Here is a 22,472-nt window from a genome sequence, read left to right on the forward strand (position 1 = left end):
GGCCGGCCGGCGGCCGGGGCTCCGAGCCCTCGCCGCCGGGCGGTGCCCTGGAGCGCCCGCCGCCGGGTGGTCAGTCGCGCACGCCCCGGTGCAGGGCCACCACGCCGCCGGTGAGATTGCGCCAGGCCACCTTCGACCAGCCGGCCTTCCGCAGCAGGGTCGCGAGGCCGGCCTGGTCGGGCCAGGCGCGGATCGACTCGGCGAGATAGACGTACGCGTCGGGGTTCGAGGACACCGCCCGGGCGACCGGCGGCAGCGCGCGCATCAGGTACTCGGTGTAGACGGTCCGGAACGGCGCCCAGGTCGGCTGCGAGAACTCGCAGATCACGACCTTGCCGCCGCGCCGGGTGACCCGGTACAGCTCGCTCAGCGCGGCCCCGGTGTCCTGGATGTTGCGCAGCCCGAAGGAGATCGTGACCGCGTCGAAGGTCTCGTCCTTGAACGGCAGTTTCGTGCCGTCGCCGGCGGTGAAGGGCATCCACGGGTGGCGCTGCTTGCCGACCCGGAGCATCCCGAGCGAGAAGTCGCAGGGCACCACGTAGGCCCCGGCCCGCGCGAACGGCTGCGAGGACGTGGCCGTGCCCGCCGCCAGGTCGAGGATCTTCTGGGCCGGGCGGGCATCGACGGCGCGGGCGACTTCCCTGCGCCAGAGCCGTGCCTGTCCGAGCGACAGCACGTCGTTGGTGAGGTCGTAGTTCGCCGCCACGTCGTCGAACATCGAGGCGACTTCGTGCGGCTGCTTGTCCAGGGAGGCTCGGGTCACCCTCCCATTCAAGCAGCCCCCACCCCGGGCCCTCGCGGCGGCGTGGAACGGCTTCGGCCTTTCGGGGCCGGCAGCGCTCGTACCGGGGTCGGGGCGCGGCTGCGGCGCGCCTCCGTCAACTCCCCGGAGACCACATCCACGCCGATCACCTTCGAATTCGGGAACAGCACGGTCCTGATCGACGTCTCACCGGACGAGGAGAAAGGGGTTTCCGCGCCGGTGAGCGCTCAGCGGCTGCGGGACGGGGTGAGGGGGAGCGGGCTGCTGGACCTCGTGCCGTACGCGGACGAGCACCCGGTGCTCCCGAAGCAGGTCAGCGTGCGGGGCGGGTGAACCCACCCGCGCCGCACGGACGTTCCGAGACCACGGACAGCCACCAGAAGATGCACAGCGACGACAGACATCGATCACGGGACGCCACGGGCGCCCGCCGGGGGGCCGGAGCACCCGCTCCGCGGACGCGGCCTTCGCGCGCACAGGCCGGGACAGGAGTCATGGACCGCCGAAGACGGATGCGAAGGCGGCGCACGCTCGTCGCCGGGGCCGTGGTGGCGGCGGCCGTCGCCGCGTTGCTCCATGCCACTCCCCCGTGGCAGGACGACGGCGCCGCGGTGGCAGCGGGCCGGGAGCACGAGCGGAGCGCCTCGCCGGCGGCCGGCACCCCGTCCGGCGCACCGGCTTCGCCGCGGGTGCCGGTGAGCCCCGCGCCCTCGAAGTCCGCCGCGCCGCCGAAGGCATCGCCGCGGGAGGAGAAGGCCGTGGACCCGGACTCCGTACCGTCCTCGGGCCCCGGCACGTTCACGGTGGCGCACGCGGGCGTCTCCCCGGGCGGCAGCGGGAGCCGCTACCGCGTCGAGGTGGAGGACGGCATCGGGGTGGACCCGGACAGGGCCGCCGTGGACATCGCGGAGATACTCGCCGACCCGCGTGGCTGGGGCAAGGGCGGGGCCCGCAGCTTCCGTCAGGTCGCGGACGACTCGGCCGGGCTGGTGATCCGGATAGGGACGCCACGGACCACGGACCGGCTCTGCGGGCAGTACGGCCTGGACACCGGGGGCGAGGTGAACTGCCGCGGCGGGAAGAACGTCATGGTCAACCTCTCCCGATGGCAGCTGGGTTCACCGACGTTCGACGGGACCGCGTCCGAGTACCGCGCGCTGATCATCAATCACGAGGTCGGCCACTGGCTGGGCCACGGCCACGAGACCTGCCCCGGGCCCGGGCAGCCCGCGCCCGCGATGATGCAGCAGATCAAGGGGCTGAAGGGCTGCGTGTCCAACGCCTGGCCGTACGACGAGAAGGGACGCTACCTGGGCGGTCCCTCCGTGCGGTGAGTCCGGCGGCCGGTGTGCCGGAGCCGTCACCCGCGCCGGTACACCGGCCGCCCGCCGGGCACCGCGACCGCACAGGAGCCCGGAGCCGTCACCGCCGCCGGTGGACGAGCCGCCCGCCCAGCACCGTGGCCACACACGTGCGGGCGCCCGCCGCGCACAGCGCCGCCTCGTCGGGCACGTCGAAGACCGCGAGGTCGGCCCGGCCGCCGACGGCGAGGGGGCCGTGCGCGGATCCCGGCAGGTCGCGGCCCCGTACGAAGGGGTCCAGGCCGGGTTCGCCCGGCAGGGGCCCCGCAGGCGGGACCTCCGTCAGGCCCGCACGGCGCACCGCCGTCCGGACGGCGGGTTCGGCGAAGCCTCCCGCGAGATGCGTGGTGCCATGGCTCAGCATGCGCTGCAGTCCGCGCCGTACGCTGCCGGCCCGCCGGGGCTCGTCCAGCCGGCCGCCGAGCCGCTCGAACTCGGCGCCGCTCAGGGGGCGTTCACCGAACTCGTCCGCCTCGCGCGGATCGGGGTGGTACAGCCGGGTCAGCAGGGCGACGCCGTCCCACTGGCGCAGCCCGGGGGTGATCACGCCGGGCCACTGCCGGACCCGGGCCGTGGGGTGCGCGTCCACCACCCGGTCGTACGGCCCGAGGGCCACGATCCGGTCGCCGTCCACAGCGACCGCGCCCCCGGGGACGGCGGCCGCGCCGAGCGGAAGGAGCAGCGGCGCGGCGTGGACGGTGAGCACGGTGCGTCAGTTGGCGTCGAGGAGCTTCAGCTCCGGGTGTGCGGTGCCGCCGGCGATCGCCGTGGAGGAGATGTGCGAGACGACGCGCTCGTCGACCGGGTCGTTCGCCGGGTCGTCGTGGACGACCAGGTGCTCGTAGGTCGTGGCGCGCTGGGCGGGGACGCGGCCCGCCTTGCGGATGAGATCGATGATCTCCAGCCGGTTGGAGCGGTGCTTGGCACCGGCCGAGGAGACGACGTTCTCCTCCAGCATGATCGAGCCGAGGTCGTCCGCGCCGTAGTGCAGCGACAGCTGGCCGACCTCCTTGCCGGTGGTCAGCCAGGAGCCCTGGATGTGCGCGACGTTGTCGAGGAAGAGCCGGGCGATGGCGATCATCCGGAGGTACTCGAAGAGGGTGGCCTGCGTCTGCCCCTTCAGCTTGTTGTTCTCCGGCTGGTAGGTGTACGGGATGAAGGCGCGGAAGCCGCCCGTACGGTCCTGCACGTCACGGATCATCCGCAGGTGCTCGATGCGTTCGGCGTTGGTCTCGCCGGTGCCCATCAGCATGGTGGAGGTGGACTCGACACCGAGGCCGTGGGCGATCTCCATGATCTCCAGCCAGCGCTCGCCGGACTCCTTGAGCGGGGCGATCGCCGTACGCGGCCGGGCGGGCAGCAGTTCGGCGCCGGCACCGGCGAAGGAGTCGAGGCCGGCGGCGTGGATCCGCTCGATGGCCTCCTTGGCGGAGACGCCCGAGATGCGGGCCATGTGCTCGATCTCGGAGGCGCCCAGGGAGTGGATGACCAGCTGGGGGAACGCCTTCTTGATGGCGGAGAAGTGCTCCTCGTAGTACTCGACGCCGTAGTCCGGGTGATGGCCGCCCTGGAACATGATCTGCGTGCCGCCCAGCTCGACGGTCTCCGCGCAGCGGCGCAGGATGTCGTCGAGGTCGCGGGACCAGCCCTTGCCGGTGTCCTTGGGCGCCGCGTAGAACGCGCAGAACTTGCAGGCGGTGACGCAGACGTTGGTGTAGTTGATGTTGCGCTCGATGATGTACGTCGCGATGTGCTCCGTGCCCGCGTAGCGGCGACGGCGCACGGCGTCGGCCGCGGCGCCCAGTGCGTGCAGCGGTGCCGACCGGTAGAGGTCGAGCGCCTCCTCCGGAGTGATCCGCCCGCCTTCGGCGGCGCGGTCGAGGACGGGCTGAAGGTCGGCCTTCTCGGTCACCGGGCTGTCACCTTTCGGCGGTTCTTCTGCGGATCCACGGACCGATCCAGCCTACGCCAGCCCGTGCCGGGGTCAGCCTCCGGACCGGGTCAGCGTGCCCTTCGGCGTGCCCGCCGCCTCCTCGTGGGACTCGTAGAGCAGGGTGCCGCCGGAGGTGAGGGTGAAGTCGAGGTCGGCTTCACCGCCGGTGCACAGCGCGCCGCCCCGGGCGTCCGGGTCGACCCGCTCCCTGATCTTCAGCTCGGTGGCGGTGCCGGAGACGAGCTTGCCGATGCCCTTGCAGACGACGCTGGTCCCGAGCGCCTCGAAGCGGTACGAGAGCCGGACCACGTCCTCACCCTTGCGCCCTTCGGTGAACACGGCGGTGACGGTGCCGTGCGGGGCTCCGCTCCGCTCGGTCGCGGGGCCCTTCCAGGTGCCGGCGAAGGCCTTGGGCAGTGCGCCGACGGGCGCGGACGCCGCGGGGGTCCCCGGCGGCGTGCCGTCGCCCGGCTCCTTCGACCCGGTGGCCGCGGGCGGCTGCGCGGCGTCGTTGCCGTGGTCCTTCCCGCCGCCGCCGAACAGGTCCCCCGTCGTCGCGAGGCCGACGGTCACCGCGGCGAGGGCGCCGGCGACGGCCAGCGCGACGGTGCAGCTGACCCTGCGCCCCCGGCCCGGGCCGGAGCGCGGGCCGGAGTCCATGGTGACGGCGACCCGGGCACCGGAGTCGCGCTTCCCCGGCGGCTCGGACGGCGGGGGCGGCAGGGGCGGGCCGAAGGTGCCGAGCGGCGCGCTCCCCAGCGAGGCGTTGCTGAAGGGCACGGGCCCCGACTGCACCGGCGCGTCCTGCGGCTCCAGGTCCAGCAGGGCGACCGCCGACCGGCTGACCTCCCGCACGAGGGGGCCGGGCAGCCAGCCCGGGGCCACCAGCGTGGCCGCCCCCGCGGGTGCGAGTCTGCGGGCGAGCTCGGCGGGGGCGGGACGGGCGGCGGGGTCCTTGGCGAGGCACCCGGCCACCAGCTCCCGCAGTTCGCCCTCCAGGTCGCCGAGTTCGGGCTCCTCGTGCACCACCTTGTAGAGGAGTACGGCGGAGGAGTCGCCCGGGAAGGGGGCGGTCCCGGTCGCCGCGTACGCGAGGACGGCGCCGAGCGAGAAGACGTCGGCGGCGCCGGAGATGTCCAGGCCCCGGATCTGTTCGGGCGCCATGTAGCCGGGCGAGCCGACGGAGACCCCGGTGGAGGTGAGGGAGACAGTCGCGCCGAGGGCCCGGGCGATACCGAAGTCGATCAGCCGGGGACCGTCCAGGGCGAGCAGGACGTTGGAGGGCTTCACGTCGCGGTGGATGAGGCCGTGGGCGTGGACCGCGTCGAGCGCCTCACCGAGCCCGGCCCCCAGGGTCCGCACGGCGTACTCGGGCAGCGGTCCGTGGCGGGTGACCGCGTCGGAGAGCGGCGGCCCGGCCACGTAACCGGTCGCCACCCAGGGCACGGCCGCGTCGGGGTCGGCGTCCAGGACCGGGGCCGTCCACCGGGCCCCGAGACGGCGTGCGGCCTCCACCTCACGCCTGAACCGCGCGCGGAACTGCTCGTCGAGGGCGAAGTGGGGGTGGACGACCTTGACCGCGACGGTACGGCCGCCCGCGCTGCGGCCCAGGTAGACCCGGCCCATCCCTCCGGCGCCGAGCCTGCCGAGCAGCCGGTAGGCACCGATGGTGTGCGGTTCGCCGGCTTCCAGCGGCTGCATGCGGTCTCCCCCTGTGGACCCCGGGACTCGGACCGCAGCCTAGGGTGCCCGGCCCGTACGGTCACCGACACCCCTTCCTCCGATTTCGCCCCTATGGGCACGAAGCAGGGATTTCGCCACACCGAAAGGCGCGAATACGCCGTTCGTCCGCGCCTATCGGGCGTTCACCGGGGGGATACCGGAAGGCGTTGCGGGAGTCGTCCGCTATTCCGCGGCGTGTGCGGCGGCGGGGACTCCCCGACAGAACTCCGGACATTCGTCCCCTTTCCCGGGAACGGAATGCCGGATCCATGCGTCCGCACTAAAGGGGCACTCCGGGGAAGGGCCGGCAAGAGGCAGGGAGGCCGCCCGGGAAGGCGCCCGAGAAGGTGCAACATTCATCTTCTTTGCCGCACCATTCCCGAGCGCGGCGGCTCAGCCGCCGAGCAGTTCGACCTTCACGTCGGCGGGGAAGCCGGTGGTCGGTCCCGTACGCCGGGCGAACTCACGGACGCCCGCCAGCTGCTCCGGCCCGAAGCGGAAGTCCAGGGTGGTGAAGTAGCGCTCCAGCACCTCGGCGTCGAAGGCCTCCCAGCGCGCCGCCTGCTCGGCGACCTTGGTGACCTCCTCCAGGGAGAGGTCACGGGAGGCCAGGAACGCCTCGTGCACCTTCTCCACGTACGTGGGATGGGAGGCCAGGTAGTCCTTGCGGGCCGCCCAGACGGCGAAGACGAACGGCAGCCCCGTCCACTCCTTCCACATCCGGCCCAGGTCATGGACCTGCAGCCCGAGCCTGGGGGCGTCGTGCAGATTGGCGCGCAGCGCCGCGTCCCCGATGAGGACGGCCGCGTCGGCCTCCTGCATCATCAGGCCGAGGTCCGGCGGGCAGGTGTAGTAGTCGGGTGCGACGCCGTACCGCTCGGCGAGCAGCAGCTGCGCCAGCCGCACGGAGGTCCGCGAGGTCGAGCCGAGGGCCACCCGGGCCCCGTCCAGCTGCTCCAGGGGGAGCTGGGACACGATCACGCAGGACATGACGTCGCCGTCGCAGCCCACCGCGATGTCGGGGAGGGCGACCAGGTCGTCGGCGTTGCGCAGGAACTCGACCAGGGTGACGGGACCGATGTCCAGATCCCCCCTGACCAGCTGCTCACTGAGTCTTTCCGGGGTGTCCTTCGAGAGCTCCAGGTCGAGCAGTGTCCCGGTCCGTGCCAGGCCCCAGTAGAGGGGGAGGCAGTTCAGGAACTGGATGTGGCCGACGCGCGGCCTGCTGCGACGGTCGTCGCCTTCTACGGGAGAGACGGTTGAATTGTCCACATCGCGAGGCTAGACCCGTGGCCTCCGGCGGGTGCCATCGGGGCGCCCGGACGGCCTTCCCGTGCCCTCCTGCGTCACCTCTCCGGCGGCTCAATCAAACATCCGGGTGAAGTGATCTTTCCCTCTACCGCTCCCTGTGGACTGCGTGCTAGGCTCATTCGCAAGTTGCAGTTTGGTTTCCCTTGCAGTACAGAGCCTGCGGAGCATGTAACCCGCAGGCTTTTGTAGTTTTCAGACTTGTTTGCAGGTTCTGGAGCAGGGCAACCCTTTGGCCCAAGGAGGGCTTATGGCTACCGGAACCGTCAAGTGGTTCAACGCTGAAAAGGGCTTCGGCTTCATCGCCCAGGACGGCGGCGGCCCGGATGTCTTCGTCCACTACTCCGCGATCAACGCGTCCGGGTTCCGCTCCCTCGAGGAGAACCAGGTCGTGAACTTCGACGTCACTCAGGGACCCAAGGGTCCGCAGGCTGAGAACGTCACCCCGGCCTAGTTGCCCGGGTCGGCCGATCGCGGCCGAGTGAGCATTACCCAAGGAGCCCCGTTCCCCCGCCTCGGCGGGGGAACGGGGCTCCTGCCCGTTCCCCCACGCCCCACCCGTCACGCGCCGCCGTACGTCCCGGACGCGTCCTCGCCCCCGATCGTTGTCGAGGGCCTGTGCAGAGCGTCACCCGATGCTGACGAGTCAGCCCGTTACAGGGCAGACTGTTGACCGCGATACCAGCGGTACGGAGCCGAGCGGGATCAGCGGGACCGGCGGGGCAGGCAGAACCGGCGGGATCAGCGGGGCCGGCGGGACCGGCGGGGCAAGCAGGACCGGCGGGGTGAGCAGGACAGGGGGCATCATGGACCGCGACAACGGACCCGGCGTGCGCGTCCCGGAGCAACGCGCTCCGCGGAAACGGCCGGCCGGCGCCGACCTGCGCTTCACCGTACTGGGCCCGGTCCGCGCCTGGCGCGAGGACGAGCTCCTGCCGTCCGGCTCACCGCAGCAACGGGCCCTGCTCGCCGCCCTGCTCCTGCGGGACGGCCGCACGGCCACCGCCGCCGAACTCATCGACGCCCTCTGGGGCGACGACCCCCCGTCCCAGGCGCTGGCCACCGTACGGACCTATGCGTCGCGGCTCCGCAAGACCCTGGGCCAGGACACCCTGGTCAGCGAGTCCGGGGGGTACGCCGTCCGGATTCCGCGCGAGGCGCTGGACCTGACGGTCGCTCAGGACCTGGCCGCCGAGGCGGAGAAGGTGCGCGGCGGCGGCGACCGCTCCCAGGCGCGCGCCCTGATCAACAAGCTGCTCGGCCTCTGGGACGGCGAGGCGCTCGCCTCCCTGCCCGGCCCGTACGCCGAGAACCAGCGCACCAGCCTGGAGGAATGGCGCCTCCAGCTCACCGAGACACGCCTCGACCTGGACCTGGAGCTCGGCTGCCACGCGGAAGCCGTCTCCGAACTGACCGCCCTCACCGCCGCTCACCCCCTGCGGGAACGGCTGCGCGAACTGCTCATGGTCGCCCTGTACCGCAGCGGCCGACAGGCCGAGGCCCTCGCGGTGTACGCCGACACCCGCCGCCTGCTGGCGGAGGAACTGGGCGTCGACCCGCGCCCCGAGCTCGCCCAGCTCCAGCAGCGGATACTCCAGGCCGACGAGGAGCTGGCCCGCCCGGCCGACGAGCCCGCCCCGGCCTCCGCGCCGGTCCGCCCCGCCCAGCTCCCGGCCACCGTCCCGGACTTCACGGGCCGCGCCTCCTTCGTACGGGAGCTGGGGGCCAGACTCGCCACCGCCGAGGGCTCCGTCATGGCCGTCTCCGCGCTGGCCGGCATCGGCGGCGTCGGCAAGACCACCCTCGCCGTGCACGTCGGCCACCAGGCACGCCCGCACTTCCCGGACGGCCAGCTGTACGTCGACCTCCAGGGGGCGGGCGGCCGGGCGGCCGAACCCGAGACCGTGCTCGGCTCGTTCCTGCGCGCCCTGGGCACACCGGACTCCGCGATCCCGGACTCCCTGGACGAGCGGGCCGCCCTCTACCGCTCCGCCCTCGACGGCCGCCGCGTCCTGGTCCTGCTCGACAACGCCCATGACGCGGCCCAGATCCGGCCGCTGCTCCCCGGCACGGCGGGCTGCGCCGCGCTGGTCACCAGCCGGGTCCGCATGGTCGACCTGGCCGGCGCGCACCTCGTGGACCTGGACGTGATGTCGCCCGAGGAGGCGCTCCAGCTCTTCACCCGCATCGTCGGCGACGAGCGCGTCCGCTCCGAGCGCGAAGCGGCCCTGGACGTGGTGGCCGCGTGCGGCTTCCTCCCGCTGGCCATCCGCATCGCCGCCTCCCGGCTGGCCTCCCGGCGCACCTGGACGGTCTCGGTGCTGGCCGCGAAGCTCGCCGACGAGCGCCGCCGTCTCGATGAACTCCAGGCGGGCGACCTCGCGGTGAAGGCCACCTTCGAGCTCGGCTACGGCCAGCTGGAGCCGCCCCAGGCCCGCGCCTTCCGTCTCCTGGGCCTGGCGGACGGCCCGGACATCTCCCTCGCGGCGGCGGCCGCCCTCCTCGACCTGGACCTCCACACGGCGGAGGACCTTCTGGAGTCCCTGGTCGACACCAGCCTCCTGGAGTCGGCTGCCCCGGGCCGCTACCGCTACCACGACCTGGTGCGCCTCTACGCGCGTGCGTGCGCGGAACGCGACGAACAGCCCCCGGTGGAGACGGAACTGGCGCTGTCACGGCTGCTGGACTTCTACCTGGCGACGGCTGCGGGGGTGTACGCGCTGGAGCGGCCGGGAGACCGTCTGGTGGACCACCTGGAGCCGACGGAGCACGCCGGCCTGACCTTCGCGGACCGGCACTCGGCGCTGGACTGGCTGTACGCCGAGGCGACCAACTTGCTGGCGTGCGTGCGCCAGTCGGTCCGCCCCGCCACCCTGGCCCGCGCCGTGGACCTTCTCTACGCCGCCCTGGACCTGGGCGAGTCGGGCGCCAACTCCAAGCAGTACGAGGCGGTGGCGGTGACCGTCAGGGAGGCTTCCAGGGCCTGCGGTGACCCACGGGCGGAGGGCCGCGCCGTCATGTCGCTGGCCAACGTCCACCAGCTGGCCGGGAGGTTCGACCACGCCGACCGTGAGGCCCAGGAAGCCCTGAGGCTCGCCGGGACCGTCGACGACAGGCTGCCCGCCTGCTGGGCCTCCAACGCCCGGGGCATCATCGCGCTGTACCAGAACCGCCACGCGGACGGCGAGACGTTCCTGAACCAGGCGATCGAGGCGTTCCGGGGCGACGAGAACCGCCCCGGCGAGGCCAGCGCCCTGTGCAACCTCTCCCGCATCCACCTCGCCACGGGCCGTACGGAGAGCGCCATCACCCTGGCGACGGCCGGCATCGAGATCTACGACTCCCTCGGCCACGCCCTGCGGGGGGCCAACGGCCGCTACGCCCTGGGCATGGCGCTCACCCAGAGCGGCAAGTCGGCGGCGGCGGCCGAGCAGCTGAACGAGGCCCTGGCCATATTCCGTGACAGCCGGCAGCGCCTGTGGGAGGGCATGGCACTGTTCCGCCTCGCGGAGGTCGACCTCGCCTCGGGCCGGCCCGCCCAGGCGGCCCAGTACGCCGAGCTGGCCCTCACGGTGCTGCGTGGCATCGGCGGGGAATGGCGCAGGGGCAACGTCCTCACCGTCCTGGGCCGAGCGCTCTCCGGGATCGGGCAGACCGGCCGTGCCGAGGTCTGCTGGGCCGAGGCGCTCGCGATCTACGAGGAGCTCGCCTCGCCCGAGGCGGCCGAGGTCCGGTCGCTCCTGTCACCTGCGGCAGCCGCCTGAGAACGACGCGTTCATCGTTCGTTTATCGCCACCCTGCATGCTCATGCCTGTCGATCCGTCGCGTCGGGGGGCAGACGGGGGCGACAGCGGCCGTGCCACTAGGGTGAACGGCCCCGAGAGGCCCGTCCGGCAGTCCACGGGGGAACAGCCGGACGGGCCTCGCAAACCCATCGTGCAGTGCAGAGAGGGAGTTGACCATCATGGCCGACGCCAGCAAGCAGGACCCGATCTTCAAGCCGGCCGACCAGCACGCCACCGGCGAGCCGGAGACGCCGATCACCACGCAGGACCAGCACGCGACGGGCGAGGAGATCACGACCCTCGACCAGCACGCCACGTCCGAGCCTGCCAAGTAGACCTCATCCGCACGGGGAGTGGCCGCGGCGGCGCGGAGGGGGAGCCGTCGCGGCCACTGCGTGCGCGCGTACCGATCGAGCCGCCCGGCACCGAGCCGGGCGGCTTCGTCACATCGGCTCCGCCGTGACCAGGCAGCGCTTCACGCGGGAGACCAAGCGCGGGCTGTCCATCGTCACGCTCAGGGTGCGGGTCTCGTCGTGGTCGAGTTCGACCGTGGCCTCGCCCGTGTCGACCGTCAGGCCCTTCGCGTCCACGAACGTCACGTCCACGTCGTACGTCCGCGTGCCGTATCCGGTCGAGCGGATCTCGATCGTGGACGAGGTCACCGCCTTGCGCTTGCCCTTCCTGGGCTGGGCGCAGCGGATGACGCGGATCTCCGGGGCGTCGGAGGCCGTGGGGCTGGGCGTCGAGTTCGACGAGCTGCCCGAGGAACCCGAGGAACCCGACGAGCTGTCGTAGTCGTCGTCGTCGTAGTCGTGGTAACCGCCGTTGCTCTTCTTGGAGTTCGAGCAGCCCCCGCCGCTGCTGGAGCCACTGCTGCGGCTCTTCCCGCTCTTGCCGCCGTGGCTGGACGTCGAGAATCCGGTGAGCGCGAGCACCACCACGACCAGCACCGCCGCGAACCTCATCTGTCGCCGCACCATCGTTGCAGCCCCCTCGTCGTCGTCGGTCTCCTCGGCCGCCGCACGGCCGCGCGACACCCTGACGCACAGCATTCCGGATCCTCGCCCATGGTTGCGTCATGGCCCTGTCACGGTCCTGTCATGACCTCCGCCCGGCCCGGCGCCGCTGCCCTCCGGGCCTCCGCGCGCCGGTGTCCGGGCGGCCTCCGGCCTGGCCACGGCCTCCGATGGCAGGACAGATCGGCCAGGCGTAGCGTCGTTCCGGGGAGCGGTGCGCACAGCCGTGCGCCATGGCCCGGGAGGCTGTCGATGATCCGCAATGTCCTCGGCTCCGTCGTCGCTCTCGTAGGCGCCGCGGCGGCCGTGCAGAGCCCCTTCCACAGCTGGTACAACACCCGTCCGGGCAGGGACTACCGCGTCCAGGACCCGTTCACCGGCATCACGCAGGTCTCGTCGTCCGTGATGGGCTCGATCCTGCTGCCGTTCCTGTTGGCCGCCCTGGTCACGCTCGTCGGAGTGGTGCTCCGCTCCCGCTGGGTGGTGGCCCTGGCCGGCCTGATCGTGCTCGGCTTCACGGTGCTGTGGATGGTCCGGCTGGGGCAGGCCGTGGGCAGCCTGACGGTCGGCGACGGTTCCGGGCTCCGCTGGGGCGTGGCGCAGGCGCTGGCGGGCGGGGTCCTGCTGCTGCTCGGCGCGCTGCTGATGTCGGGGAGGCAGCGGGCGCGACGGGGGGACCGAGGTGCCGAGCCGTATCCCGTGCCGCCGGACGACCGTCCGGACACCTGGCCGCCCACGCAGGAGCCCGGTCCGGCCGCGCAGACGTCTCCCGGCCCGGAGCCGGAGGCGCGTCCGTACACGGGGCCGGGCCGTCACCGCGCGGCCCCCCAGGACGAGGACACCGCCCAGTACCCCGTGCAGGACGACGGCCCTCACCCCCCCGCGGGACGAGGGCCAGGACCGCTACCACCCGCCCCATCCCTGAGGGGTGAGGGCGCAGCCACGCCGCCGGGCCGGGCCCGGGAGGGTCAGGCCCGCGCCCTGCTGCCCCTCCCCGTGCCCTTCAGGGCGTCCAGGGCGTACACGCAGCGGTCCTTGCTGCAGGCGTACACCACGCCCGCCTCCGCCACCGGGGAGCCGGTGATCTCGCCACCGGTGGCGAGCTTCCAGCGGAGCTGGCCGCCCGCCGCGTCCAGCGTGTACAGCACGTGGTCCGCCGATCCGAAGTGGACCCGGCCGTCCGCGACCACCGGAGTGCCGATCACGTCGCCGCCGGCCGCGAAGCGCCACTTGGGCGTGCCGGTCACCGCGTCCAGGGTGTACAGCGCGCTGCCGCTGCCGACGTGTACGTTGCCCGCCGTCACCAGCACGGGCTCGACGGACTGCCGGGCCTCCGTCGCGATCCGCCAGCGGTCCTTGCCGGTCGAGGCGTCCAGGGCGTACACGGTGCCGAGGTAGTCCGCGAGGTAGACCCCGCCGCCGGTGACCGCGGGCCCGGGCGCGAAGGCGGGCGGGGAGAGGAAGACCGCCGGCGACTCGAAGTGCCAGCGCACCCGGCCCGAGGCCGTGTCCACGGCCAGCACGCGGGTGCCCGCGGAGACGTACACGAAGCCGTCGGGGGCCGGGGCGACCCGGACCGGGACCCCGCCGCAGGAGGCCGCGTCGCCGACGGGGTACGACCACCGCTCGGCACCGGTCCTCGCGTCCACTGCGCGCAACCGGGCGTCCTGCCACAGGTAGACCGTGCCCTCGTGGATGACGGGCCCCGCCTCCGGCGTCTCGAAGTCCGTCTGGACCCCGGTGGTCGCCCACAGCTTCTCGCCGCTGGACGCCTCCCACGCCTGCACGCCGCCGCCTCGCGTCGCCGTCAGGACCGTCCCCCGGTCGGCCTTGAGGGCGTACACCCAGGCGTCGGTGCCGAGCCGCCACCGCTCGGCGCCGGTCGCCGCGTCCAGCGCGTACAGCGAGGGGCCGTCCGAGGCGTGGATGCGCCCGCCGTCGACGGTCATCGACCAGGCGACGTCGCGGGTCTTGAACTGCCGTCTGCCGTTGCCCACGTCCAGCGCGTGGACCTCGAAGGACGTCACGTAGAGCAGGTCGCCGACCACGACGGGCGTGCCCCACACGTCGTTCGACATGCGGAAGCGCCAGGGCCGCCAGCGCTCGGGGGCGGTGTCCGGGGCCTGCGCGGGGGCGGGGACCGGAGCGGTGGGCGCGACGGTGCCGGCCTGTCCGCCGGGCGGGCGCACCCAGCCGGTGGCAGGGTCGGCGTGCGCGGCGGCGGGCCCCCTCACGTCCACGGGACGCGGTCCGGGGCCGATCGGCACCTTGGCACCCGCCAGCCGCACGGGGCCGCCGTCGGGGACGGGCGCGGGGGCGGTCCGCACCTCCCCGCCGGGCCACGCGCCGTCCTGGTCGGCGGCGGGCCGCGGCGGCCGGGACGGGGGCGGCGGCACGACCACCGGGGCGGGCGCGACGGTGACGGTACGGCCACCGCCCCGGCGCTGCTCGATCATCGCGGTCGCGGCGGCGGGCAGCCAGGCGGACGCCGTGCCGCTGTCGTCGCTGCCGGAGGCGAACAGGTGCGGGGCCAGCTGGGCCTGCAGGTCCGCCGGGCTCGGCCGCCGGGCAGCGTCCATCTGCATGCAGGACTCTATGAGCGGGCGCAGGTCGTCGGGCAGCCCCTCGGTGTCCGGGCCCTCGCGCAGCAGCATGAACACCGTCTCGACCGGGTTGGCCCCGTGGAAGGGCGCGTGACCGGTGGCCGCGAAGACCAGGGTGGAGCCGAGCGAGAAGACGTCGCTGGCGCCGGTCACACTGCGCGAGTCGCGGGCCTGCTCCGGGGACATGTACGCGGGCGTGCCCACCGCGACGTTCGTCATGGTCAGCCGGGTGTTGGAGACCCCGGACGCGATACCGAAGTCGATCACCCGCGGCCCGTCCTCGACCACGAGGACGTTGGAGGGCTTCAGGTCACGGTGGACGAGACCGGCGCCGTGGATCGACTGGAGGGCCTCGGCGATCCCGGCGGCCAGCCAGCGCACGGCCTGCGTCGGCATCGGCCCGCACTCACTCACTATCTCCTCGAGCGAGGGGGCCGGGACGTAGGCGGTGGCCAGCCAGGGCACGGCGGCCCGGGGGTCGGCGTCCACCACGGCGGCCGTGTAGAAGCCGCTGACCGCGCGTGCGGCCTCCACCTCGCGCGTGAAGCGGACCCGGAACAGCTGGTCCTCGGCCAGTTCCGTGCGAACCGTCTTGATCGCCACCCGCCGGCCCGACGCCGACCGCGCGAGATAGACCAGCCCCATGCCGCCGGCCCCGAGCCGTCCCAGCACCTCGAACGGGCCGATCCGCCTCGGGTCATGCTGCGTCAGCTGCTCCACTTGCCTGCCACCTCCCCGTACGGACCCCAGGAAACAGAAGTCCGCGAAATCCCGCCCTGTGCAGCGTCTCACCACTGGGCACCACCTGGCGGTGCGCACCCTGATTCTTCCTGGCGCGGGGCCCGGTTGCGAACCCGGGGGCAGATCCGGGTGTCTTGTGGCACTCCACCCCTTTCAGGACACCTTCCGGCCGGCTACGCGCGCAGCTCGGTCGGCTGGAGCACGGCGAAAGCCGCACCCTGGTCGTCCTGGAGGACGGCCATCCGCCCGTACGGGATGTCCAGGGGCGGGGCCGTGATCCGGCCACCGAGGCGCACGGCGGTCTCGGCGGTGCGGACGCAGTCGGCGACCGCGAAGTAGGTGAGGAAGTAACTGGGCAGCATCTCGGGGAAGGCGTCCGTGAGGACGGCCCTGCCCCCGATCGCGGTGTCCTCCCCCGGCTCGGTCCCGGCGGGTGACCACACACGGAACGCCTCCGGCTCCCGCGTGCCGTCCGGTGACCCGGGCAGCTCGATGTCGGTCCCCTGGAAGCCGAAGACGGCCTCGTAGAACGCGTCCACCCGCGCGGGCTGCCGGGTGTAGACCTCGGTCCAGCAGAAGGCGCCCGGCGCGTTCTGCTTCTCGAAGCCGGGCCGGTCGCCGGCCTGCCAGAGGCCGAAGACCGCACCGCCCGGGTCGGCCGCCTGCGCGAGGACACCGGCCCGTTCGGCCCGCACCGGCTCGGTGATCACCTGTCCGCCCGCCTCCCGGATCCGGGCGACGGTGGCGAGGATGTCGTCGGTGGAGAAGTAGACGCCCCAGGTCGTGGGCATGCGGCCGTCCTGCTTGGCGGCGAGCGCGGCCACGAGGGCGCCGTCGCTGTACGCGTCGGCGAAGGGCATCCCGTCGCCCGCGCGGAACGTCCACCCGAACAGACCGCCGTAGAAGCGCTTGCCGGCCTCCAGATCGGAGAGCTGGACATCCACCCAGCACGGCGCGGACTGCGCGAATACGGCCATGACCCGGGTCCTTCCGTCGCGGTGAGGGCGCGCTGCGGTCGCGGTGCCCTCGCCACGGGAGGGCTGTGGATTCACTGGTGACCATGGCGAGGCAGGCGGTGACGCCCGTCACACTCAACGTAGCGTCGAGGGCGGCTCGGCGCGCCCCGGGGAGGTCAAATAGAACGTTTGCCCGGATCGTGAAGATACGGCGGTCCGCGTGGACGACGGTTGTCCACCGAAGTTATCCACAGGCTGTTGATAACACGATCACTCCGGGGCACCCCGGCGCGCTCGGGCAGCGCAATGCGAAAAGGCTTTGCGCCCGCGGAAATGCGGCTTCCACCTCACCGGGAAATGCGCTGTTCGCCGCGTACGCACTGGGCCGTTCCCCATTTGCAGTCGGCCAAATCGCGCTCGGATCACCCCTCGGTAAGCTGACGGCATGACAGGACAAGTACGCACCGTCGACGGCCGCGTGGCTGGTCGGCGAGGTCAGGCGACGCGGCAGAAGCTGCTCGACTGCCTCAGCGAGATGCTCAGCTCCTCGCCGTACCGGGACGTCAAAGTCATCGACGTCGCCCGGAAGGCCGGGACTTCACCCGCGACTTTCTACCAGTACTTCCCCGATGTCGAGGGCGCCGTTCTCGAACTCGCCGAGGAAATGGCCAAGGAAGGTGCCGGACTGACCGAACTGGTCAGCGGCCGTTCCTGGGTCGGCAAGGCCGGCTGGCAGAGCTCCGAAGAACTCGTCGAGGGATTCCTCGACTTCTGGCGGCGTCACGACGCGATCCTCCGCGTCGTCGACCTCGGCGCGGCCGAGGGCGACAAGCGGTTCTACAAGATCCGCATGAAGGTCCTGAACTCGGTGACCGGTTCCCTGACGGAGTCGGTCAAGGAGCTCCAGGCCAAGGGCAGGGTGGACAAGGACGTCAGCCCCGCCGCGGTGGCCGGCTCCCTGGTCGTGATGATGGCGGGGGTCGCCTCGCACCAGAAGGGCTTCACGACCTGGGGCGTCAAGCAGGCCGAACTCCGCCCGAACCTCGCCCTCCTGGTCCACCTGGGCATCACCGGCAAGAAGCCGGTCAGGTAGGCCCCGACAGCACCGACTCCTCCGCATCCAGCCGGGCACCGCGGTCCTCCGCGGTTCCCCGCGTCCTGTCTCACCGACGGCGGGCCACCCCTGTGGTCCGCCGTCGGCGCTTTCCGCACCTGGCGTGAGGCGGTGGAATGGGGCCATGAGCGATGCACAGAAGTCCTTCAGGGAACTGCTCCACGCCCAGCGCGTCTGGGACGTGCCCCTCCCCCGCCTCGACCCGTCCTCCGTCCCCGCCGATCCCCTCCCCCTCTTCCACGCCTGGTTCGCGGAGGCGGTGGCCGCGGGCCAGACCGAGCCGCACACGATGACCCTGGCGACGGTGGACCCGGAGGGCCGGCCCGACGTGCGGACGCTGATGATGCACGACGCGGACGGGCGCGGCTGGCACTTCGCCACGCACGCGACCAGCGCGAAGGGCAGACAGCTCGCCGCCCGGCCGTACGCGGCCCTCGGCTTCTACTGGCCCGCCCAGGGCCGCCAGGTGCGGGTGCGCGGCCCGGTCGCCCCCGCGAGCCGCGAGGAGAGCCGGGCGGATCTGCGGGCCCGGTCCACCGGCGCCCTGGCCTCCGCGCTGACCGGGTCGCAGAGCGAGGTGCTGCCCACGTACGAGGACCTGGTGCGCGCCTCCGAGGCGGCCTGGGAGCGCGCGGCGGCCGAGCCGGACGCGGAGGCGGAGACCTGGACGCTGTACGTGGTCGAGCCGCGCGAGGTCGAGTTCTTCCAGGGCGACGCCCGGCGCAGGCACGTGCGGCTGCGCTACCGCCGCGAGGGGGACCGCTGGGTCCGGGAGCTGCTCTGGCCCTGAAACGCACCTTTCATCCCGTTTTCATGGCAGAGGAGCATCATGGGAGGCAGAGGAACCGCTGGAGGCCCCCATGGCACGAGCCCGCTCCCGCTACGCCCCGGACCGCGGCCTGACCACCCGCATGGTGAGCACCATGTTCTTCATCGGGCTGCTGTACGTCGTCCTGGTGGGCGTGCTCCTCGCCGTCCTGCGCGGTGCGTGGCCGCTGATCCTGGCCGCCACGGGCGCTCTGTTCGTCGCGCAGTTCTGGTTCAGCGACCGCATCGCCGCGTACGGGATGGGCGCCCGCGAGGTCACCCCGCAGGAGGCGCCCGAGCTGCACGGCGCGATCGACCGCATCTGCGCCCTCGCCGACATGCCCAAGCCCCGGGTGGCCGTCGCGCGGAGCGACGTACCGAACGCCTTCGCGACGGGGCGCAGCGAGCGGACCGCCCTGGTGTGCGCCACGACCGGGCTGCTGCGCAGGCTGGAGCCCGAGGAGCTCGAAGGCGTCCTGGCCCACGAGATGTCGCACGTCGCGCACCGCGACGTCGCCGTGATGACCATCGCGTCGTTCCTGGGCGTCCTCGCCGGGATCGTCACCCGGGTCGCCCTGTGGGGCGGCTTCGCCCGCAGCCGGGGCAACGACCCGGCGGGCGTCGTCCTCATGCTGATCCCGCTGATCAGCGCGGTCGTCTACGCCCTGAGCTTCCTGCTGACCCGGCTGCTCTCCCGCTACCGCGAGCTCTCGGCCGACCGCACGGCCGCCCTGCTCACCGGCCGTCCGTCGGCGCTCGCCTCGGCCCTGACCAAGGTGAGCGGGCAGATGGCCCGGATCCCCACGGAGGACCTGCGCAAGGCCGAGCCGTACAACGCCTTCTACTTCGTACCCGCCTTCGCCGCCAAGGAGAGCCTGGGACGGCTGCTCTCCTCGCACCCGACCCTCGAACAACGACTGGACCAGCTGGCGCGCATCTCCGCCGGTCTGTCCCGTCCGTGAGGAGCTCCCCCGTGGGCCTGCTCGACAGCATTCTGGGCCGCGCCCGGCCGGTCCGCCCCGACCTCGACCAGCTGTTCGCCGTGCCCTCCGCCGCGCTGACCCTCCAGGCGGGGACGGGTTTCGCCCCGACCGGGCTCGGTTCGGTGTGCTTCGCCGGGGTGGAGGGCGGCGCGTTCGCCCGTGTCCGGCAGGACGTGCGGGAGTTGCTCGACGCGGACACGGCACGGGGCGGGATCCCGGTGGAGTTCAGCCGGGACAGCTACGGCTACACCTGGCTGCTCTCCCGGCAGGAGCCGGACGACACGGCCGCGCTGGTGAACGACCTGCACGCGGTCAACACCCTGCTGCGGGACGGCGGGTTCGGCCCTCATCTGCTCTGCTCGATGATCGGCTTCCGTGACCCGCAGGGGCGTCCGCTGGCGCTGGTCTACCTCTACAAGCGCGGCACCTTCTACCCGTTCGCCCCGGCCCCGGGCGGCGGGGAGAAGCGCGACAACGAGCTGGAGCTCCAGGTCCGCGCGGTGCTCGGTGACGACCTGCGGCTGGAGGGGGACCTCTCGCGCTGGTTCCCGGTGTGGGGCGCGCCCGGTCTCTGAGGCCGTCCTCCACGGCGGGCGCCCGTGATCATTTCGCAACCGATTCCCACCCGAACCGGGACCCATCATGTCCATGTCCTATTACGCTCCGAAGCATGCCCGAACCCACCTCCGCCTCCGGTGCCCCCCTCCCCGCCTCCATCGACCGGACCGACGGCAGGCCGGTCTATGTGATCGGCGGTGGCCCGGGCGGTCTCGCCGCCGCGGCAGCCCTGCGGGAGCAGGGGGTGAGGGCGGTGGTGCTGGAGAAGTCCGAGCACGTCGGCGCGTCCTGGCGCCGCCACTACGACCGGCTGCACCTGCACACCACCCGCCGCTGGTCCGCTCTGCCGGGACTGCGCATGCCGCGCCGCTTCGGGCGCTGGGTCGCGCGCGCGGACATGGTCCGCTACCTGGAGAAGTACGCCGTCCATCACGAGCTGGAGGTCGTGACGGGCGTCGAGGTGTCCCGGATCGACCGGGCGCCGGACGGTGACGGCTGGCAGCTGAGCGCGACCGGCGGGCGGGTGCTCACCGGGCGCGCGGTCGTGGTGGCCACCGGCTTCAACCACACCCCGCGGATACCGGCGTGGCCCGGCCGCGAGGGCTTCACCGGTGAGCTGCTGCACGCCGCGGAGTACCGGGCCCCGGAGCCGTACGCGGGCAAGGACGTCCTGGTCGTCGGCATCGGCAACACGGGGGCGGAGATCGCCGTCGACCTGGTCGAGGGGGGTGCCTCCCGGGTGCGGATCGCGGTCCGCACGACCCCGCACATCGTGCGCCGTTCGACGGCGGGCTGGCCCGCGCAGGGGACCGCCGTCCTCGTCCGCAGGCTGCCGGTGCGGCTCGTCGACGCCGCCGCGCGCCTGCTGAGCCGTGTCGCCGTGCCCGACCTGTCGGCCCACGGCCTGCCCAGGCCGGACACCGGTCTGTACAGCAGGGTCAAGGAAGGTGCCGTCCCGATCCAGGACGTGGGTCTGATCGACGCGGTGCGCGGCGGCACAGTGGTCCCCGTCGCCGCGGTCGAGTCCTTCGACGGTGACGCCGTGGTCCTGGCGGACGGCACCCGGCTCACCCCGGAGGTGGTGATCGCGGCCACGGGCTACGAACGCGCGCTGGAACCGCTGGTCGGCCATCTCGGCGTACTGGGCCCGGGAGGGCGCCCCGTGGTGCACGGCGCCCGCACGCCCGACAGCGCCCCGGGCCTCTACTTCACCGGCTTCACCAATCCCATCAGCGGCATGCTGCGTGAGATCGCCCTGGACGCCCGCAGGATCGCGGGACGGCTGGCCAGGCACTGACCGCAGGAGTCAGGGAGCTGCCCTGACGAGGGCCCGGACGTCACCGGCGTCCGGGTCACCCCACAGCACGTACGGCTCGGGCCGTTCCTCCGTGCCGCCGGACGTCCGGCCCGCCACCGGGCAGGACGTCCGTCCAACCCTGATGGCCCGTCACCGTGGCCGGTCCTGGCCCGGCGGCCGTCAGCGGGCCGGCAGCGCGTCCGAGGGCTCCCGTGTGCGGCGGATCACCAGGGCCATCAGGGCAGCTGTCGCGCACAGGGCGCCGGAGGCGTACCAGACCAGGTCGTAGGAGCCCGTCACGTCACGGGCCACGCCCCCGAGGAAGGCGACCAGGGCCGCGCCAACCTGGTGCGAGGCCAGGACCCAGCCGAAGACGATGGCGCTGTCCTCGCCGTACTGCTCACGGCAGAGGGCGAGGGTGGGCGGCACGGTGGCGACCCAGTCCAGGCCGTAGAAGACGATGAAGAAGACCATCGGCGGGTGCACCGTCGGCGCCATCAGCATCGGCAGGAACAGCAGCGAGACACCGCGCAGCGCGTAGTAGACGGCGAGCAGCCGGCGGGCGTCGAAGCGGTCGGTGAGCCAGCCGCTGAAGATCGTCCCGATGACGTCGAAGATCCCGATGACGGCCAGCAGCGAGGCGGCGGCGGTGATCTGCATGCCGTGGTCGTGCGCCGAGGGCACGAAGTGGGTGCGGATCAGCCCGTTGGTGGACGCGCCGCAGATCGCGAACGACCCCGCCAGCAGCCAGAACGGTCCGGTGCGGGCCGCGTCGACCAGGACGCGCACGGCGCGGGTCGCGGCGCCCGTCGCGGGCGGCGGCTTCTCCGCGTACGCACCGCCGTAGGGGGCGAGGCCGACGTCGGCGGGGTGGTCGCGCATCAGGAGCCACACGAAGGGGACGACGACGAGCGCGGCCAGCGCGACCGTCACGGAGGCAGGGCGCCAGCCGTGCTCGTCGACGATCCAGGCGCACAGGGGGAGGAAGACCAGCTGCCCTGAGGCGCCCGCCGCGGTCAGGATGCCGGTCACCAGGCCCCGCCGGGCCACGAACCAGCGGTGGGTGACGGTCGCGGAGAAGGCCATGGCCATCGAGCCGGTGCCCAGGCCGACGAGGAGGCCCCAGTAGAGCATCAGTTGCCAGGACGCCGTCATCCAGACGCTGGCCAGCGCCCCGGCGGCCACCGCGCTGAGCGCGACGACCACCACCCGGCGGATGCCGAAGCGGTCCATCAGCGCGGCGGCGAACGGCGCGGTGAGGCCGTAGAGCGCCATGTCGATGGAGACGGCGAGTCCGATCTCGCCGCGCGACCAGCCGAACTCGGTGTGGAGGGGGTCGATGAGGAGGCCGGGGAGCGAGTTGAAGGCGGCGCCGCCGATGATCGTCACGAAGGTGACGGCCGCGACGATCCAGGCGCGGTGGATACGCGGCCGGGGGGAGCGGCGGCGGGGCGCGCTCTCGACGGTCGCGCTGTCGGTTGTCTGGGTCACGCCGCTCAGCATCGGGCCGGCGGCCGTGCCCGCA

Annotated in this window: 20 protein-coding genes; 10 read left to right on the forward strand and 10 right to left on the reverse strand. The window is 73.0% G+C overall.

The window, feature by feature from the left end; all coding sequences use genetic code 11:
* Nucleotides 1-70: 70 nt before the first annotated feature.
* The gene (locus ACFY8O_RS05325; RefSeq protein WP_145804198.1) at nucleotides 71-763 is read right to left on the reverse strand and encodes a demethylmenaquinone methyltransferase; all 693 of its coding nucleotides are present in this window, start codon (nucleotides 761-763) and stop codon (nucleotides 71-73) included.
* Between the two features lie 42 nt (nucleotides 764-805).
* On the opposite strand from ACFY8O_RS05325, the gene ACFY8O_RS05330 reads away from it, so the two are divergent.
* Nucleotides 806-1,096 carry a hypothetical protein gene (locus ACFY8O_RS05330; RefSeq protein WP_387898994.1) on the forward strand — a complete coding sequence of 97 codons (291 nt, stop codon included), beginning with the start codon at nucleotides 806-808 and terminating at the stop codon, nucleotides 1,094-1,096.
* Nucleotides 1,097-1,257: 161 nt separating this feature from the next.
* A complete protein-coding gene (locus ACFY8O_RS05335) occupies nucleotides 1,258-2,097 on the forward strand; it encodes a DUF3152 domain-containing protein (RefSeq protein WP_387898997.1) in 840 nt (279 codons plus the stop codon).
* A gap of 88 nt (nucleotides 2,098-2,185) precedes the next feature.
* On the opposite strand, the gene ACFY8O_RS05340 is transcribed toward ACFY8O_RS05335, so the two are convergent.
* From ACFY8O_RS05340 to ACFY8O_RS05355, 4 genes are all read right to left on the reverse strand, one after another.
* On the reverse strand, nucleotides 2,186-2,830 hold the full coding sequence (locus ACFY8O_RS05340; protein ID WP_387899000.1) for an imidazolonepropionase-like domain-containing protein: 645 nt from the start codon (nucleotides 2,828-2,830) through the stop codon (nucleotides 2,186-2,188).
* 6 nt (nucleotides 2,831-2,836) lie between these two features.
* Nucleotides 2,837-4,036: a cyclic dehypoxanthinyl futalosine synthase gene (gene mqnC, locus ACFY8O_RS05345; protein ID WP_145804204.1), complete on the reverse strand. Its 1,200-nt coding sequence runs from the start codon at nucleotides 4,034-4,036 to the stop codon at nucleotides 2,837-2,839.
* Nucleotides 4,037-4,108: 72 nt separating this feature from the next.
* Nucleotides 4,109-5,758, reverse strand: a complete 1,650-nt coding sequence (locus tag ACFY8O_RS05350; protein ID WP_387899004.1) for a serine/threonine-protein kinase — start codon at nucleotides 5,756-5,758, stop codon at nucleotides 4,109-4,111.
* A gap of 414 nt (nucleotides 5,759-6,172) precedes the next feature.
* On the reverse strand, nucleotides 6,173-7,051 hold the full coding sequence (locus ACFY8O_RS05355) for a menaquinone biosynthetic enzyme MqnA/MqnD family protein (RefSeq protein ID WP_145804209.1): 879 nt from the start codon (nucleotides 7,049-7,051) through the stop codon (nucleotides 6,173-6,175).
* 286 nt (nucleotides 7,052-7,337) lie between these two features.
* Between ACFY8O_RS05355 and ACFY8O_RS05360 the strand changes: the two genes are divergently transcribed.
* The 3 genes from ACFY8O_RS05360 (at nucleotide 7,338) to ACFY8O_RS05370 (ending at nucleotide 11,207) form a co-directional block, all read left to right on the forward strand.
* Nucleotides 7,338-7,541, forward strand: a complete 204-nt coding sequence (locus tag ACFY8O_RS05360; RefSeq protein ID WP_003967102.1) for a cold-shock protein — start codon at nucleotides 7,338-7,340, stop codon at nucleotides 7,539-7,541.
* A 352-nt stretch (nucleotides 7,542-7,893) separates the two neighbouring features.
* Nucleotides 7,894-10,851 carry an AfsR/SARP family transcriptional regulator gene (locus ACFY8O_RS05365; protein WP_387899599.1) on the forward strand — a complete coding sequence of 986 codons (2,958 nt, stop codon included), beginning with the start codon at nucleotides 7,894-7,896 and terminating at the stop codon, nucleotides 10,849-10,851.
* A 200-nt stretch (nucleotides 10,852-11,051) separates the two neighbouring features.
* A complete protein-coding gene (locus tag ACFY8O_RS05370) occupies nucleotides 11,052-11,207 on the forward strand; it encodes a hypothetical protein (protein ID WP_167526143.1) in 156 nt (51 codons plus the stop codon).
* A 108-nt stretch (nucleotides 11,208-11,315) separates the two neighbouring features.
* Here the strand turns inward: ACFY8O_RS05370 and ACFY8O_RS05375 are convergent, their stop codons facing one another.
* The 4 genes from ACFY8O_RS05375 to ACFY8O_RS05390 form a co-directional block, all read right to left on the reverse strand.
* Nucleotides 11,316-11,852, reverse strand: a complete 537-nt coding sequence (locus ACFY8O_RS05375) for a hypothetical protein (RefSeq protein ID WP_387899602.1) — start codon at nucleotides 11,850-11,852, stop codon at nucleotides 11,316-11,318.
* Between the two features lie 389 nt (nucleotides 11,853-12,241).
* A complete protein-coding gene (locus ACFY8O_RS05380; RefSeq protein ID WP_387899008.1) occupies nucleotides 12,242-12,406 on the reverse strand; it encodes a hypothetical protein in 165 nt (54 codons plus the stop codon).
* Between the two features lie 450 nt (nucleotides 12,407-12,856).
* Complete coding sequence (locus ACFY8O_RS05385; RefSeq protein ID WP_387899011.1) at nucleotides 12,857-15,211, reverse strand: serine/threonine-protein kinase; 2,355 nt, start codon at nucleotides 15,209-15,211, stop codon at nucleotides 12,857-12,859.
* A 194-nt stretch (nucleotides 15,212-15,405) separates the two neighbouring features.
* A complete protein-coding gene (locus ACFY8O_RS05390; protein ID WP_387899013.1) occupies nucleotides 15,406-16,209 on the reverse strand; it encodes a VOC family protein in 804 nt (267 codons plus the stop codon).
* Nucleotides 16,210-16,633: 424 nt separating this feature from the next.
* On the opposite strand from ACFY8O_RS05390, the gene ACFY8O_RS05395 reads away from it, so the two are divergent.
* The 5 genes from ACFY8O_RS05395 to ACFY8O_RS05415 all read left to right on the forward strand — a co-directional run bounded on the left by ACFY8O_RS05395 (nucleotide 16,634) and on the right by ACFY8O_RS05415 (nucleotide 20,947).
* Nucleotides 16,634-17,281 (forward strand): TetR family transcriptional regulator, encoded by a 648-nt coding sequence (locus ACFY8O_RS05395; RefSeq protein WP_145804219.1) that lies wholly within the window; start codon nucleotides 16,634-16,636, stop codon nucleotides 17,279-17,281.
* Between the two features lie 145 nt (nucleotides 17,282-17,426).
* Nucleotides 17,427-18,092 carry a pyridoxine/pyridoxamine 5'-phosphate oxidase gene (locus ACFY8O_RS05400; protein ID WP_387899017.1) on the forward strand — a complete coding sequence of 222 codons (666 nt, stop codon included), beginning with the start codon at nucleotides 17,427-17,429 and terminating at the stop codon, nucleotides 18,090-18,092.
* A 70-nt stretch (nucleotides 18,093-18,162) separates the two neighbouring features.
* A complete protein-coding gene (gene htpX / locus ACFY8O_RS05405) occupies nucleotides 18,163-19,071 on the forward strand; it encodes a zinc metalloprotease HtpX (protein ID WP_387899019.1) in 909 nt (302 codons plus the stop codon).
* Nucleotides 19,072-19,082: 11 nt separating this feature from the next.
* Nucleotides 19,083-19,667 (forward strand): PspA-associated protein PspAB, encoded by a 585-nt coding sequence (gene pspAB / locus ACFY8O_RS05410; protein ID WP_145804225.1) that lies wholly within the window; start codon nucleotides 19,083-19,085, stop codon nucleotides 19,665-19,667.
* Nucleotides 19,668-19,762: 95 nt separating this feature from the next.
* Nucleotides 19,763-20,947, forward strand: a complete 1,185-nt coding sequence (locus tag ACFY8O_RS05415) for a flavin-containing monooxygenase (RefSeq protein ID WP_387899021.1) — start codon at nucleotides 19,763-19,765, stop codon at nucleotides 20,945-20,947.
* A 180-nt stretch (nucleotides 20,948-21,127) separates the two neighbouring features.
* Here ACFY8O_RS05415 and ACFY8O_RS05420 read toward each other — a convergent pair whose 3' ends face one another.
* A complete protein-coding gene (locus ACFY8O_RS05420) occupies nucleotides 21,128-22,450 on the reverse strand; it encodes an MFS transporter (RefSeq protein WP_387899024.1) in 1,323 nt (440 codons plus the stop codon).
* Between the last annotated feature and the right edge of the window lie 22 nt (nucleotides 22,451-22,472).

Source organism: Streptomyces argenteolus, assembly GCF_042902585.1.
Classification (GTDB): domain Bacteria; phylum Actinomycetota; class Actinomycetes; order Streptomycetales; family Streptomycetaceae; genus Streptomyces; species Streptomyces argenteolus.